The organism is Priestia sp. FSL H7-0729 (genome assembly GCF_038005685.1).
GTDB lineage: Bacteria > Bacillota > Bacilli > Paenibacillales > Paenibacillaceae > Paenibacillus.
On sequence record NZ_JBBOTQ010000001.1, the window covers coordinates 660,834 to 675,818 of the forward strand.

Genomic DNA, 14,985 nt, shown 5'->3' on the forward strand with positions numbered 1-14,985 from the left:
CACCGCATCAAATTCATGTTTGCGGCTCTGCCCTCGTCCTATTTTCCACTTTTCACGGAATCATACCACTCGTTTACTTCTTTGGTAATCTGATCTCCGCCTGAGGATTTCCACTTCTCAACAAACGAGTCAAATGCATCCACGGAGGTTTTGCCATATACAATTTGGGAGAAGGTATCTTTCTCCATTTTCGTCAAAATATCATTGTTCATCTGCATTGTCATGGAAGGTGCACCGGTAAACATTTGATTGAACACGATGTCCTTTTGATCCAATACAATCTTGGCTGCATCAAGCATAGGTATAGGTACACCTGATTTGATCTTTTTCTCGAAAGGCGTGGTCGCTTCTTCACCGCTTGCCAGCTTCGCGAGTGTTGTCATGCTCAGATTTGGAATTCGCGCTCCATCAAACGTTAACGTGTACTTCTCGGGAGCATAACCACCTGTAAGACTTGCATCAGTTGATGGTTTCCCATCGACCATAACCCAATCGTATCCTTCTGCAAATCCATGTTCGAACTCATCGCCCTCTTTAGGATTCGCATAGTGATCAAAGAGATAGTTCTGATAGGTGAAAAAGGCTTCCGGGTTCTTCATGTCTTTGTTAATCAGAATTACGCCGTTTCCGTTCGACGTACCATGTCTTCCTGCTTGACCGTCCGGACCGGAAGGAATCGGATACGCCTTGTATTCAGCCTCAGGATTATTCTTCTTCACATCCTCCAGTGGCCAGGATGGCATCCAGTGAGGACCTACCACAATACCTGCTTTTCCAGCAGTAAATTCTTCAGCAGCTTTTGTCTCGTCATACACGCCGGCTTCTTCCGGGATATAACCTTTGCTCATCCAGCTTTGTAACTTGGCTAAAGCCTGCTTGGCACCCGGTGTAACCGAACCGTATTCAAGTTTACCGTCTGCCGTCAGATTCCATTGGTTCGGCATTGTACCATAAGCACCGAATACCCATCCAGCTTCTGACATCCATGTGTTCAGCCAGTTCTTGAAACCGATGGTCAGTCCGTAGGTATCCTGTTTCCCATTACCATCCGGATCTTGATTCGTAAACGTTTCCATAATGACTTCAAGATCGTCTATCGTTTTAGGTGCTTCCAGATTGAATTTCTTCATCCAGTCTTCACGGATCCACATGACAGGATCACCGTTATAGGCATAGTCCAGAATCGGAATACCGATCTTTTTGCCATCTTGCATGTATGGATACCATACGGAAGGATCTTCGTTTACGGCTGCTTTCCATGTATCGCTTGCATATTGGTCAAACAATTCGCCGGCATCGACAAATTTTCCGGACTCAATCAATTCACGCACCAGATTGAATTCGCCGCGATACGAAATAATGTCCGGCATGTCCGCATTGGAAGCAAGTGACAGACGCAGCTTTGTCTCAAATGCATTGTTGGTGGAAGGAGAAATCCACTGGTTTTTCAGCTCGATACCGAGTTTCTCCTTGGCCCATTTGGTGTGCACGTTGTTATCCTGATCCTCACCCGGCTTAAACTTCACATCGGGACCCCATGGCCGTAAATATGTAATAGATACGGGTGGATCATATTTCCCATCTTTGAGCTCCAACGTTGTCGCCGGTGCGCTCGTTTCTGTCTGTTTGTCGTTTCCGCTGCTGCATCCGCTCAAGGCTGCTGATAGGGCCAATACACCGATCATGACCAAGCTGCCTACGCGTCTCTTTTTACTTGTGTCCAACTTCGTTCCCCCAGTCTATGTAATGTTGCTTACACGTTTATCATAATGAATGAATGATATTTATGCCCATACTAATATTGCAACATTTATTGCATTAATTTAGGATATTGGATATTGAATACATATATTTAATAAATGCAACGTTCGAAAACAGTAAAAAAGCAGCCACTAACGGCTGCTTCAGTCTACTTAATTACTTGTATATTTAACCCAATCGTATTCCGCATAGAGTGGATTGGCACCGTTATATGGACCAAGCCAGCTATCAACACCTGTTCCATTCCACAGATTCATCATGATTTTTCCAGGTGTTGAAGGAATATTGCTGGTTGCCGTATGTTTCAAGACACCGTCCACATACCATTTGATATGTCCCGGCTGCCAGTCGAAAGCATACGTATGGAAACCTTGAGATGCATCAAAACCCAGATTGATAACCTTCTCATGATTGCCAACGCCATTGGTATAATAATTAAACTGCACTTTGGTTGTGTCTTTTCCTAAAAATTCGATATCAATCTCATCCCATTGGGTACCATGTGACGGACCTGTGTATGTGAAAAATGAGGATACCACACCAGTGTTTTTGGCAGGTTTCATGCTGACTTCATACAAGCCGTACCCGTACGTATTCGTGGAACGGTACTCTCCGCAATCAAACTTGTTCTGTGCAGAGCTGGTCAAACCAAGCTTAAGCTTGCCGTCACTTGTAAAATTAACATTGTTAGCTCTCCACGTACAGTTAAACATGTTCCCATTGGAATATCCATCCGCCTTTTGCCATGTACTTGCGTTAAAATAGGTTAGTGGTTCCCAGAACACATAACCTGCGAAAGCGCTTACCGAAAAAAACAAAGAAACAATACCTGTCACCACCAACGTATACCAAGACTTCCTTTTCATCATACACCTCCATGAATGATTCCAACCTGTTCAAGTTAGGGCTACTGAGTAGCAGGTGCAAAAGATAAAGATACCTGAGCTACAATAATAGACAGCGCTTACATGGTTGGTATTTCCATTTTATCTGGATGCAGCGGGGTACACTATAGCAAACTTTAAAGCAGAGATATTCATTTTTTAATATATTGAAGCGCCTGCCCCTCAGCATCGAAGGAACCAGGCGCTCTATAAATACCATTTTACATGTAGCTCAACATTTTGGTTTCTTTATTGACCCTAGATCATTTCTATTGGGCTCCAGCCCGTACCAATATGTCTTCAATTCTTTAAAGCCTTTCTTCTTTGCATGACTGAGCGGTGACACACCATCACGATCCGGTATATTCACGTCTGCTCCATGGTCAATGAGTAATTGTATCGTCTCCTGCTGCCGGGCATTGCCATCGTTAAGAATGATCGCTTCGAGCAATGCTGTCCATCCCAGTTGATTAACATGGTCCACATTCACTGAAGTTTGAGTCAGAAGCTCTTGTACTACTTCCACATATCCATGCTCTGAAGCCGGAATAAGTGCTGTCCCTCCATATCGATTCGTTATCGTTGGGTCCGCTCCCGCCTCAATTGTCAGCCTCAAAATCTCCAGGTATCCTTCAGCACCAGCGTACAGAAACGGGTTATTCTTCATATCGTCCTGTATATTCACATCCGCACCCGCTTTAATTAACACTTTGGCCGATGGTAGATCATTATTGTAAGTTGCAATCATGGCAGCCGTTCTTCCGCTCTGATCCTGAGCATTGATATGGGCGCCCGCTTGAATCCATTTTTGAATATTTTCGTTATCTCTATCCTCTACCGCCTTGAACAACTGTTCTTCCAGTGAAGTCATGTTCTTCTCCTCCACAGTCGAGTCGTTTTTCACTTCAGGTACACAGCCTTGCACGATGAACATACTACTTATTAGAATAACGATGATTAGCGACTTACTCATACTGCCTCCTTTACTCCAGTGTCAGGGTAACCGAAGAAGAAACGCTCCAATCCCCAATTGGGTTTAATGTATAAGTCGTACCTGGAGTCAACTTCCCATCATTAGCGAGGTCGAATACACCTGTCGCACCTTTTCGACTTGAATATTTATACGTGGCCGTCAGAACATCCCCGCTAGGTGAAGTTAATGTTACACTTCGACCAGAGAACAGTTCATCTCCAGGATCTTGGACAAGCGTAACTTCAATGGAGTTTTCGCTGACTGCTTGAGCACTTGCAACCTCCAGCGCATCCAACGACTTGGCAGTGAATGAAGCATTTTCGATGTTGGCCCAATCCGAAGAAACCGTATAAGTGACACCTGATTGCAGCGTTTGTCCTTCAGGCAAACGGAACTTCGGTTCTTGTTTGCCGTCTGTGGATTGTGTGAACGGCACATATCTGGCAATGATGGGCTCGCCACCTTCTGGCGTAATTACAACTTGTCTTGCCTGCATGGAAGAAATGATTTGAAACGTTTTGCCACCTGCTTGCTCCTGATCATTCAGCACGAACGCATTAGCTCCTCGACCCCCGCTGTAAGCCGCAATAATATAACCGTAATCCACGACTCCATTCTCTTGCAATGCTTCAATCTCGAAGGTATCATTCGTGACTTGACTAGCTGTGGTCATGTTTATTTTCGTGCTACTGCCTTCAAAGGAACCAGCATCTTGACCTTTGTAAGTAAGGCTGTACACTTCACCAGCATCTTGTACGGACGTTGGAACGATGTAAGTGGCAATCGAACCTGTTTTCAAACGGGGCATATTGGTTAAGGTCAGCCCACCACTAAACGCAAAGTCCAATTGTGCCTTGGCAAAAGCTTCATCCGTTGCTGTCAGTGGTTTGTCAAACGTGACGATTAACGTAATGGCATTCAGTGATCGAACGCTCTCGATTTGAGCCTGCTCCGAAGGAATGGCCTGGTGGGCAGTTTGCAGGAGCACCGCTGTTTCGCCGCGCGTTGCCGAACCGTTTTCAGAGTAGAACTTGCTCATCCAATGGTGAACGGACTTTACATCACGCTGCATCGCTTTGGATACGACCTGCTCAAGTTCAGCATCCGACACTTGAGTCTGCGGATTGAATTGTCCATCGTTCGCTTGCATGATGCCAAGTTCAACAAGCTTTGATGCATAAGGTGCATACCACGCATTCGGGTTCACGTCCGTCATTTCTACGGTTTCTCCCGTCTTGCTCTCCAAATGAAATGTTTTAAAAACCAATGATGCTAACTCTGCACGTGTAATTGCTCGATGTTCACCCATGGATTGATCTGCGTACCCGTTCATGATTCCCAAACTATTCAGATCTTTGACAGCAGCATCAATTTGCTGTGGAGTAAGCTGTGCGGTTGTTGCCGCAATGGTATTAACGTATGTAGCTGCATGTACTTGATTCGCAGTTAGTGGGAATGCGGCTGTACCTAGTGCAGTTATGGTTAGAAATGTAGCGATTTTGCGGGTTGTAGAATTCATGTTTGAATTCCTCCTCTATAGGTTGTAGTTGCCTGTATCTATAGAATAGAGGACAAAAAGAAACTCCCAAGGACAAAATCATTAACAAATTATAAACTGGGTCTAAATTTTCTCAAAACTTATACGGTGAAACGGTAGCCTGCACCCCAGACGGTTTCGATGTATTCGGGATTTTTGGGGTCTGTCTCCAGCTTCCCACGGAGTTTGCGAATATGGACGGTAACTGTTGCAATGTCTCCGGTGGAATCCATACCCCAGATGCGCTCAAACAGATCAGATTTGCTAAATACACGGTTGGGATGACTCGCAAGAAATACAAGTAACTCGAACTCCTTGGTTGTGATCGCCACTTCTTCACCATTAACGAAAACGCGGCGTGAGCTTTTGTCGATGTGAAGCCCGCGGATATGAATTTCATCCTGCTGGGCTGGCTTGTTTTTACCAAGTAGTCTCTCGTATCGGGTTAAATGAGCCTTGGCTCGTGCAACCATTTCACTTGGGCTAAACGGTTTTGTAATAAAATCATCGACTCCCAGATTGAACGTCCGGATCTTATCGATTTCCTCCTTTTTCGCCGAAACGACAAGGATGGGTACCTCCTTCACCTCACGAATGCGCCTGCAACACTCGAACCCGTCGAGTCCAGGGAGCATCAGATCAACAATGATCAGATTGTAGTCCCCCTCCAGTGCTTGCTTCAGGCCATCATCACCGGTGTGGCAGAGATCCACGGAAAATCCGTTGAGCTCAAAGTAATCCCGTTCCAGTTCAGCAATCGTTGTTTCGTCTTCAATAATCAATATGTTAGCCATACTCACTAGTCCCTCTCTTCATTCAGCCGTTTCAGTCTGATATATATGCTCGTGCCATCATTGGGCTGACTTTCGGCCCAGATAAAACCTCCGTGTCCATCTATAATTTGGCGGGCAATGGCCAGCCCAAGCCCACTTCCACCGGTTGACGAATTGCGGGATTGTTCTGCGCGATAGAAACGTTCAAATATATAAGGTAATGCCTCTTTGGGTATTCCTCTGCCATTATCTTTAAACGCCATCGTAATCCAATTTTCATCCGCTTGAAGTGTAATCTCGAATCGTTTGTGTTCATTCTCCATGTATTTGAGTGCATTATCCACCACATTAACAACGGTACGTTTCAACTTCTCCGGATCCACAGCAGCCATAGCGGGACCAGACACCTGGTTATTCCAATGCAAGGCAACGCTTTTATCCTCCATGTCGTATCTCAGCTCTTCAATGCTATCTTCAAGAAAATCAGCAATATCAACTGTTTCGAACAGGAAAGGCTCTTGGTTCAAGTCAAGCTTCGAATACAAGAACAGTTCATCCACCAGCTTATCCATGCTAACTGCTTTGGAGTGAATGATATTAACGTAACTCTCCATTTTCTCCGGAGTATTAGCCACTCCGTCACGAATGCCCTCAATGTATCCTTTGATATTGGTAATCGGGGTACGGAGATCATGCGAAATGTTGGAAATGAGCTCTTTGCGGTTTGCTTCGTCCTGCTGTCGTAGCGCATAGGAGCGCTGCAATTGATTCCGCATACTCTCGAATGCTTCACTGAGTTGCCCAACCTCATCATTGGAGTTTAATTGAATCTTAAAGGATAGATTGCCATCTTTAATATGCTCCGCTGAGCTTCGTAGTTGATTGAGCGGCTTAATGAAACTACGCGTGATCCAGCGGAACAAGAGAAGATTCGCGATGATCAGGACGCCTATAAGCAGTAATGACATCACAGGTAGCAGCTTGCGAGTAAGCTCTGCGAAGGGGCTTCTCTCACGAATGACGAAGATACTCCCCCGTTCTCCATCTGAATATTGAAAATCAAACTTAGCATACGCATAAAATCGTTCTCCAATATTGAAGGTGCTTCGAATCTGATAATTGTTCAGATCATAGGCAGGCAGTGCTTGCTTTAGTTCTGGCTGGTTGAAGGTCAACGATTCAAAGATCTGGCTATTCTCCCGTCTGACGTAGAGCCCTGACTTCTCAGCTCGCAGCTTCAAGTCATATTCACGCAGTAAAACCTTGTTCTGCAGATCGTCCGGGTCATTTTTGGCCAGAAATTTCATCTCTTGAAAGATCGATTCTCCCTGTTCAGTTAGTGGATTGATCTGATAATGTACCTTGTAAATATCGCGAAAACTCTGTAGATCCCCTGTGGCTGCAATCGTGTATAAGCTTGCCGTAAGCAGGATGAACAGTAGACTTATAACAAGCATGCCCGTGAAGGACAGCAGCATTTTTATTCGAATGGACATGGGGTTCCCCTTCTCAAGCAAACATTTGGATTAGTTAGTGCACATGTTAACACAAGATCGATTCAATTGCCCATATGTAAAAATGAGGTTTCATACTCTCGTGATTCTTGAAGGGTTTTGTTTAACATGTTGACAGTGAGAATGATTATCAATAGTCTTGTAGTAAGATCTGTAACGATTTATCTCAACAGGACTGGCAACATTATTGAAACGAGGTATGTAATGTGAAAGTAGACGTTAATCAGTTAGCAGCGCATTTTGCACACATTCCTTTTCAAGTCGAAGGAATATATCGATATGCTAAAATCCAGGCGTGCCCCACGCTGAATATACCGATTCTTTCCCTGGATTTGTGTTTCCTTTGACAGGAAAAATACAATTTGAATTTGATGGGAAGCCCTATATCTTTTCACCAGGAAAAGTTGTACATGGGGGAGCAAATATGAAACTTGACCAAACCGTGTTTAATAAAAATGATTGGGAGTATATCTTGGTTTTATACCGAATATGTAGTTCAGACCTGAAAGAGTCAAGCTTTTCTCATCAGCATTTTGAATTATCAACGGGCCAATCCTCTCGTCTAATCGAATTAATTACGGTCTCTGGCATGTGTATAACCAGCATGGAGGTATTTCAAGGTTTCAGACCGAGATGCTGTTTCGCGTTGTACTGAATGAAACTTTGTTATGTGTTGACCATAGACAAAAAAGTTGTGAATCAGATGTTTTATTTGAACGGGTCTCTGCCTATATTCAGGAATACTATGGTCAAAGTCTGTCTATCGCATCGCTTGCAGAACAAAATAACGTTAATCGAAATCGACTTTCCTATGTGTTTAGAAGACATGCAGGTATGGGGCCAGCAGAATATATATTAAAATATCGTATGGACATGGCAGAACAAATGTTATTGGCAAACGATGTGTCTGTGCAACAGATTGCTGAAACGGTGGGCATCGCCGATCCTTTTTATTTTAGTAGAGTGTTCAAAAAACAATATGGTGTTTCTCCTACGGAGTATCGTCAGAAGTTCATCAATAATCCATCCTGATTTCAACAGGCATCCATGTTATACCATAATCCAAATCAGTATACTGAACTTAAACAAATAATACACAGGAGGAATTACGATGCACTATCAATCTATTAAACTGAATGAGGAGTTTTCGAAAATAAACGATCTGTGGTCTCCGAAACTCATTGGAGAAATGAATAACTATCAATTTAAGATCGTAAAGATTGCTGGAGATTTTGAGTGGCATGTTCATGAGGAAACTGATAAGTTGTTTTTTGTGCTCGAAGGTGAAATGATAATTGATTTTCGTGATGGGCAAGTGAAGATTTCTAAGGACGAAATGTATATTGTCCCCAAGGGAGTCGAGATTAAGCCTTCCGCCGAAAAGGAATGTCATATCATGTTAATGGAGCCACGAAGCGAGGCTTAATAATAATACTGGCAGGACTGGGGCCGGATAAGCATCCGTAATGGCAAACAGCCTGAACTATAAAAGAGCCGATAACCACGAAATAGGGTTATTGGCTCTCTGACTGCACGGCTAACTATTGGTCGTGCATTAATTATTAATTAGCAACTGGTGTTTATATGTTACTCATTTACAAACCTAGATCATCAGCGAGCCCTTCAACACCTGTGAAGATGGAATCTCCATATCCCCAGAAGTTGTTGAAATCAATAATGTAGATTTTCTTGTTTTTAACTGCGTTGATGTTTTGTACCTGTTTGTTAGCTAGCAGTTTTTCAATCGTCTGTTCAGGATCAATGCCACCTGCATACCTAGAAATAATCAGAGCATCCGGATTCAGCTCGATGAGCTTCTCCAGACTGAGTGTTCCGGTTTCATTGATGAGCATATTATGCATATTGATTAATGACATTGCACTTTCAATAAATGTATCTCCGTTTCCGTTATAAATTCCGATGGTTCCATCACCATTATCCGAAAAAGAGGCATAGTTGATCGTTTCAGCGCTAGCTCGGGCCGACAACGCAGTCTCGCGTGCTTTTAGCGTCTCAATATATGCGGCAGCATTCGCTTGTACGTTGAATATCTCACCTAATTCAGTAATATCCTGATACAGGCTATCTAACGATGCATCAGGAACACTGGTGCTTTGTACATACGTTTTGATCCCCATATCATTCAAGCTGCTTACTGTACCAACACCCCAATCCGCATCCTCAAACAATCCACCACGTCCCACAACCAGGTCAGGCGAAGCACCAATGGTCAGTTCCTTACCTACATAGCCTTCAGCCAGCACAGGAATTTTTTTGAACTCATCAGCAATATCATCAGGCACACTGCCGAACAGCGCTGCTACACCTACAAGCTTGTCTGTCAAACCCAGGCGAATCATCAGCTCGGCTGCACCTTGCGTATTGGCAACTACTCGTTCAGGTGCCTTGTCAAATGTTTGATCCTTCTTCACCCATGTGCCGTTCTCTGTCGTATAATTTGAAACGGTTATCGGATACGTGGTTTGAGCTGCACCTGAAGCATCTGCACCCGATGTCTTCTCATCTGCTGCAACCTCCTTCGTTGCTTCCTGTGAGCTATTGTTTGCCTCATTGCTTTCACCCTTACTACTGGAACAGGCTGCAAGTACAAAAACAAGTGCAGCAATAAAGCAAAATAACATTCCTTTTTTAAAGCGTGTAGACATTTGATTCTCTCCCTTTTGAATTCATAGTTTTCTATTTATGCATTATGTAAAATAGTTATTGTCAGTATACAGCAAATGTCGAATCTCGTAAATGAGAAGTATAATCATTCTCAATCGTTTAGAAAGAATTCGTCAACAATAGCAAAAAGCCGATCAATTTTTATCCATTGATCGGCTTTGATGACACTATGTTCAAACTACAATTGTTCTTTCTACTCTTACCAACCGCGGTTGGACATGCGCTCTTCTGGAGCCAACTTCGAAATTTCGATCCCTTTCATAGGGGCGCCCAAGTTTTTGGATACTTCGGCGATCAGTTTGTAATCCGTGTAATGTGTTGTAGCTTCAACGATTGCACGAGCGAATTTCTCAGGGCTATCGGATTTGAAAATACCTGATCCTACAAACACACCGTCTGCTCCCAGGTGCATCATTAGTGCTGCGTCAGCTGGAGTAGCTACACCGCCTGCTGCAAAGTTAACGACAGGAAGTTTGCCATTTTCATGAATTTCGCGGAGTAGCTCATATGCTACACCCAGGTTTTTAGCTTCAGCATACAGCTCGTCCTTGGACATGTTTTGCACTTTGCGAAGCTGGCTGTTAATTAGGCGCATATGACGAACTGCCTCTACAATGTTACCCGTTCCAGGCTCGCCTTTTGTACGAATCATTGATGCTCCCTCACCAATACGGCGAAGAGCTTCTCCCAAATCTTTGGCTCCACATACAAATGGTACAGTGAACTCATGTTTATCAATATGGAACACTTCGTCTGCAGGTGTGAGAACTTCGCTCTCATCGAGATAGTCCACACCCAGCGATTCAAGTACTTTGGCTTCTATGTAATGACCGATACGCGCTTTGGCCATAACTGGAATAGATACAACTTTCATAACTTCTTCAACAATGGTTGGATCCGCCATGCGAGCTACACCGCCAGCCGCACGAATATCAGAAGGTACCCGCTCCAGAGCCATAACTGCTGTTGCCCCGGCCGCCTCGGCAATTTTAGCTTGCTCTGCATTCATAACGTCCATGATGACGCCACCTTTTTGCATCTCAGCCATTCCTCTTTTTACACGATCTGTACCTGTTTGCATGATTGTAGTCCTCCTAATTAACTTTTGGGTGGTTTTCAATAAAGGCATCGCTCTAATCTATGATTTAGTATAAAATGAGAATGGTCATATAAAAAGATCCAATAATTTCGGTTTTTATTGTACCACTTTAAATTCAACTCCTGGAGGACATATGCAATTTCATGTAGCTTACAGTTCATATTTGAACCGAAAATATACCAAGATGAAGGCTCTTTATCATGCCATTCGTGATGCTATTCATGAAGGCCATCTTATACATGGCGAGAAGTTACCATCTACTAGAGAGTTAGCAGCGACGTATCACATTTCCAGGGGAACCGTGAATCAGGTCTATGATACGTTGACTGCTCAAGGTTACATTCAATCAGAACATGGAAGAGGAACCTTTGTTGCTTATCAGTTGGATTTAAGTAATGATGCGTCCACCGTGAAAACTTGTACCCATCACTTGTCAGCCTGGGGGAATCGTATCCAGCAGTTTGAACAACAGACAATTCAAAGAAATGCACCTGCGAATGTTGATAACCATGATGCCAGTCTAGAGAGCGATGAAGTTATCGATTTCAGCAAATACCAACCTGATTTATCCAAATTCCCTTACGATGAATGGAATAATCGATTGTATGCAGAGATAAGACAGCGTGAGCATCACCTGGAAGCCACCTCTTCTATTGTAAGTTCAATGGGCGAACCGAGATTGAGAGAAGCCATTGCTGCCTACCTTCGAAGAATGCGGGGAATTCAAGTCGATCCGGATCATATTGCCGTGACTGCAGGCTCCATGCAAGCCATAGCTCTACTCACTCAATTACTCGCAGATCCGGGGGATCATGTTGTGACGGAAAGCCCTTGTTATGTCGGGATTTCTAAAGCCATTTTGGCTGCGGGTGCCAAGTTGATTGAAGCCAATCTCGATGGTCAGGGCGTTGTGCCCCAAGACTGGGAAGCGCGCATGTTGTTTGTCACGCCTTCACGACAGTTTCCTACTGGCGAAATGCTCAGCCTTGAACGCAGACAAACCTTGCTGGATTGGGCGCATCGTCATGATGCCATGATTGTCGAAGATGATTATGATAGCGAATTCCGATATCGCGGAATGCATGTTGAACCGCTGAAAACACTAGATAAAGCAGGACGAGTAATCTACCTGGGCAGTTTTACAAAAACATTACCTTTTGAAGTACGACTTGGTTTTGTAGTTCTCCCTCCTACCTTGGCAGACACCTTTAGAAAGGCACAGGCTTTATACGAGCCAAGGCCTGTTAATCTGATTGAACAGCGCGCGTTAGCCGCATTTATGACAAGTGGTCAATATGAGCGTCATCTACGCAGGATGAATCGACTATATAGTCGCAAATTCCATCTGTTACTCAAACTCTTGAACCAGCAACTCTCTACAGGGTTTGATTGGGTGGAGAATGAAGCGGGTCTGCACGTGTTCGGCTGGTGGCGAGGTAATGTATCCACGTATGAGGCCTTTCGGGCATCGGCAAAGTCACAAGGTGTGGTATACTCAGAAGTCAGCAGTTCAACCGCTGCTGGTACGAAATATGGGTTGTATTTGTCTTTTGCACATTTGTCTGACGCACAATTACAGGAAGGCATATCCAGATTAAAAAATGCCGCCACAACCCCATCATGAGGTAATTCGCCTCCAAAACGTAGTACAAGAAGATCAATATTCGGAAGAGGGGCGAACGTTATGAATTGGTTAAATGAACTCTATAAAATAAATAAGCGGGAACCGGACAAGGAAATCGAACGTTCCTTGGTCAATGCCATCTTCCGAATATATGACCGGTTCCCCCGAATGGGCCTTAGAGAGCGGATCGGACAGCAAGAAATGTCCCTCGACATAGCCGATGCTTATATCCATGGACAGAATGCCATGATTGAAGCTGGTGTCGGAATCGGCAAGTCTTTTGGATATCTGATCCCAAGTCTGCTCACGAATCAAATCTCTCAGAAACCAGTTATTATAGCAACTTCCTCCATTCAGCTTTCGGAACAGATACATAAAGATTTAAGGATCATTGGAAGCAGATTGGGATTTACAACGGTTCGTTCCGTCGTGGGCAAAGGCATGGGCCAGTATGCTTGCCGAAGCAGGGCAGCAGAATTGATCAGTCTTAGTGATGCAAACTCCTCCGTGTCTACCCTCGCCCAGCGTATATTAGATTATGAAATTGATGAAAGAGCGGATATTAAAGCTGGAATTAGTGATGCCGAATGGTCCCATGTTTCCGTGAATGATTGCAAATTTGAACGTTGTCATCATAAAAATGCATGTTTGTTTTACGATATGAGAGCAAAATTGAACGCAAAAGATCACGAGATTGATTTTATTATCGTGAACCAGGACCTGCTCATACGGGATTTGATGAAGAAGAAAGAAGGAACCAAGAGCATTATCTCGGAACAGCCTGCTCTGATCGTCATTGATGAAGCACATAATCTGGAGACAAAAGTGCGGGATGCCAGAACGCTTGAATTCACTTATCGTGGACTCTGCCGTATTCTCGATACCACGGTGCAGCTTCTCACGAAGCAGTCCGGGGATAAGGAACTCTTTTCCCAATCCAATTCTATTAAAAAATGTGCCCAGCGTATATTCCAACAGATCAATGCAGATTTGGTCCACCATGCCAAGCAGGATAACGACCGAATCAAAGTATCCGAGATCAGAGGAATACCATTAAACCAAGTTTTGAGCAATCTGAAAGATCTCAGTCTACGCCTTTCCATTTTGACCTCACGTCGGGAACGAGAAATAGATGACGCATTTGAAGGCATCAACGGACTCATTACCCTCATGCATGTCTTGACTGAATCAGAGGATAACTATCTCTTATGGGCGAGCAGTCCCCTCGGAGTAGCCACGATCAGCATCTGTCCCAAAGATATCAGCCAATTTCTGAAATACGCTTTATTTAATGGCAAGGTACCTGTAATCCTAACGTCGGCAACGCTGTGCCAAGGCGGAGATACACTGGAGGAACAATACGCTTATTTGACACATTCCCTCGGTTATAAGGGGGAGTTCATGGATCGCAAATCCTCCCCTTTTGACTACACCAACCATGCCATGATGTACATCTCGAACAACGTTCCATATTACCACCATGACCAGCGCGAAAACTATCTTGAAGCAGCTTACCAAGAGATGGTTCGACTCTGTAATCTAACTCAGGGAAGAACCATCGTCCTTTTCTCAGCAAAGGAGGATATGAAGTAAATTCACCAGAAGTTGAGTTCGAGTGGGAGTGAAAATACATGGTCAGTCCATGTTCAAAAAGAGGGATCTTCCCAGGACAGTGTCATCGCCGAATTCAGGAAAAGCAAAGGTGTACTCCTGGGTACCGGTGTATTCTGGGAAGGTGTGAATATCGAGGGTTCTGACCTGTCACAGGTTATTATTTTCCGTCTGCCCTTCCCTGTTCCTTCCGATCCTGTATATGAATATAAGGCATCTGTAACGGAGAATCCGTTCATGGAAGTTTTTGTACCGGACATGCTTCTTCGGTTACGGCAAGGAACAGGTCGCTTGATCCGTAGTGAAACGGACCTTGGCATTCTCAGCATACTTGACTCCCGTCTCAGTGCAGCGGCTAAAAAGAGTTACCGGGAACAGGTGCTGGACACATTGCCATTCAAAAAAGTAACAGAGGATTTTGCGGTTTTGGAGAAGTTTGCCCAGAAAAAAGGAATAGGACATACGGATTAAAGGTGGTACACCCCAACGAGATAAACTGTTCAAAAAATCACATGAAACGGCCC

12 protein-coding genes and 1 pseudogene are annotated in these 14,985 nt (G+C 44.1%); 5 read left to right on the forward strand and 8 right to left on the reverse strand.

Features of this window, described 5'->3' with window-relative positions; translation table 11 throughout:
- Positions 1-38 precede the first annotated feature (38 nt).
- The 6 genes from MHH93_RS02825 to MHH93_RS02850 all read right to left on the reverse strand — a co-directional run bounded on the left by MHH93_RS02825 (position 39) and on the right by MHH93_RS02850 (position 7,424).
- Entirely contained in the window at positions 39-1,724 is a 1,686-nt protein-coding gene (locus MHH93_RS02825; protein ID WP_500052694.1) for an extracellular solute-binding protein, read from the reverse strand.
- Between the two features lie 189 nt (positions 1,725-1,913).
- On the reverse strand, positions 1,914-2,627 hold the full coding sequence (gene bglS / locus MHH93_RS02830; protein WP_500053308.1) for a beta-glucanase: 714 nt from the start codon (positions 2,625-2,627) through the stop codon (positions 1,914-1,916).
- Positions 2,628-2,877: 250 nt separating this feature from the next.
- Complete coding sequence (locus MHH93_RS02835) at positions 2,878-3,618, reverse strand: ankyrin repeat domain-containing protein (protein WP_500052695.1); 741 nt, start codon at positions 3,616-3,618, stop codon at positions 2,878-2,880.
- A 10-nt stretch (positions 3,619-3,628) separates the two neighbouring features.
- Positions 3,629-5,137 carry an S-layer homology domain-containing protein gene (locus MHH93_RS02840; RefSeq protein ID WP_500052696.1) on the reverse strand — a complete coding sequence of 503 codons (1,509 nt, stop codon included), beginning with the start codon at positions 5,135-5,137 and terminating at the stop codon, positions 3,629-3,631.
- Between the two features lie 119 nt (positions 5,138-5,256).
- On the reverse strand, positions 5,257-5,949 hold the full coding sequence (locus MHH93_RS02845) for a response regulator transcription factor (RefSeq protein WP_500052697.1): 693 nt from the start codon (positions 5,947-5,949) through the stop codon (positions 5,257-5,259).
- A gap of 5 nt (positions 5,950-5,954) precedes the next feature.
- A complete protein-coding gene (locus MHH93_RS02850; RefSeq protein WP_500052698.1) occupies positions 5,955-7,424 on the reverse strand; it encodes a sensor histidine kinase in 1,470 nt (489 codons plus the stop codon).
- 224 nt (positions 7,425-7,648) lie between these two features.
- Between MHH93_RS02850 and MHH93_RS02855 the strand changes: the two are divergent.
- Together MHH93_RS02855 and MHH93_RS02860 are read left to right on the forward strand one after the other, a co-directional pair.
- Positions 7,649-8,474 (forward strand): annotated as a pseudogene (locus MHH93_RS02855) (helix-turn-helix transcriptional regulator).
- A gap of 79 nt (positions 8,475-8,553) precedes the next feature.
- Positions 8,554-8,868, forward strand: coding sequence for a cupin domain-containing protein (locus MHH93_RS02860; RefSeq protein WP_500052699.1), 315 nt, complete (start codon positions 8,554-8,556; stop codon positions 8,866-8,868).
- A gap of 169 nt (positions 8,869-9,037) precedes the next feature.
- Here the strand turns inward: MHH93_RS02860 and MHH93_RS02865 are convergent, their stop codons facing one another.
- Positions 9,038-10,108 (reverse strand): ABC transporter substrate-binding protein, encoded by a 1,071-nt coding sequence (locus tag MHH93_RS02865; RefSeq protein WP_500052700.1) that lies wholly within the window; start codon positions 10,106-10,108, stop codon positions 9,038-9,040.
- Positions 10,109-10,326: 218 nt separating this feature from the next.
- The gene (gene pdxS / locus MHH93_RS02870) at positions 10,327-11,208 is read right to left on the reverse strand and encodes a pyridoxal 5'-phosphate synthase lyase subunit PdxS (protein WP_500052701.1); all 882 of its coding nucleotides are present in this window, start codon (positions 11,206-11,208) and stop codon (positions 10,327-10,329) included.
- Positions 11,209-11,359: 151 nt separating this feature from the next.
- On the opposite strand from pdxS, the gene pdxR reads away from it, so the two are divergent.
- From pdxR to MHH93_RS02885, 3 genes are read left to right on the forward strand one after another with little or no spacing between them, the layout of a single operon-like run.
- The gene (gene pdxR / locus MHH93_RS02875; RefSeq protein WP_500052702.1) at positions 11,360-12,850 is read left to right on the forward strand and encodes a MocR-like pyridoxine biosynthesis transcription factor PdxR; all 1,491 of its coding nucleotides are present in this window, start codon (positions 11,360-11,362) and stop codon (positions 12,848-12,850) included.
- Positions 12,851-12,910: 60 nt separating this feature from the next.
- Positions 12,911-14,443: an ATP-dependent DNA helicase gene (locus tag MHH93_RS02880; protein WP_500052703.1), complete on the forward strand. Its 1,533-nt coding sequence runs from the start codon at positions 12,911-12,913 to the stop codon at positions 14,441-14,443.
- A gap of 12 nt (positions 14,444-14,455) precedes the next feature.
- Positions 14,456-14,932 (forward strand): helicase C-terminal domain-containing protein, encoded by a 477-nt coding sequence (locus tag MHH93_RS02885; protein ID WP_500052704.1) that lies wholly within the window; start codon positions 14,456-14,458, stop codon positions 14,930-14,932.
- Positions 14,933-14,985: the final 53 nt, after the last annotated feature.

What these genes read in the sequence shown, in the direction of transcription:
- pdxS (WP_500052701.1), bottom strand. Translation starts at nt 11,208, where the DNA reads ATGCAAACAGGTACAGATCGTGTAAAAAGAGGAATGGCTGAGATGCAA.
- MHH93_RS02845 (WP_500052697.1), bottom strand. Translation starts at nt 5,949, where the DNA reads ATGGCTAACATATTGATTATTGAAGACGAAACAACGATTGCTGAACTG.
- bglS (WP_500053308.1), bottom strand. Translation starts at nt 2,627, where the DNA reads ATGAAAAGGAAGTCTTGGTATACGTTGGTGGTGACAGGTATTGTTTCT.
- MHH93_RS02850 (WP_500052698.1), bottom strand. Translation starts at nt 7,424, where the DNA reads ATGTCCATTCGAATAAAAATGCTGCTGTCCTTCACGGGCATGCTTGTT.
- pdxR (WP_500052702.1), top strand. Translation starts at nt 11,360, where the DNA reads ATGCAATTTCATGTAGCTTACAGTTCATATTTGAACCGAAAATATACC.
- MHH93_RS02865 (WP_500052700.1), bottom strand. Translation starts at nt 10,108, where the DNA reads ATGTCTACACGCTTTAAAAAAGGAATGTTATTTTGCTTTATTGCTGCA.
- MHH93_RS02860 (WP_500052699.1), top strand. Translation starts at nt 8,554, where the DNA reads ATGCACTATCAATCTATTAAACTGAATGAGGAGTTTTCGAAAATAAAC.
- MHH93_RS02840 (WP_500052696.1), bottom strand. Translation starts at nt 5,137, where the DNA reads ATGAATTCTACAACCCGCAAAATCGCTACATTTCTAACCATAACTGCA.
- MHH93_RS02880 (WP_500052703.1), top strand. Translation starts at nt 12,911, where the DNA reads ATGAATTGGTTAAATGAACTCTATAAAATAAATAAGCGGGAACCGGAC.
- MHH93_RS02835 (WP_500052695.1), bottom strand. Translation starts at nt 3,618, where the DNA reads ATGAGTAAGTCGCTAATCATCGTTATTCTAATAAGTAGTATGTTCATC.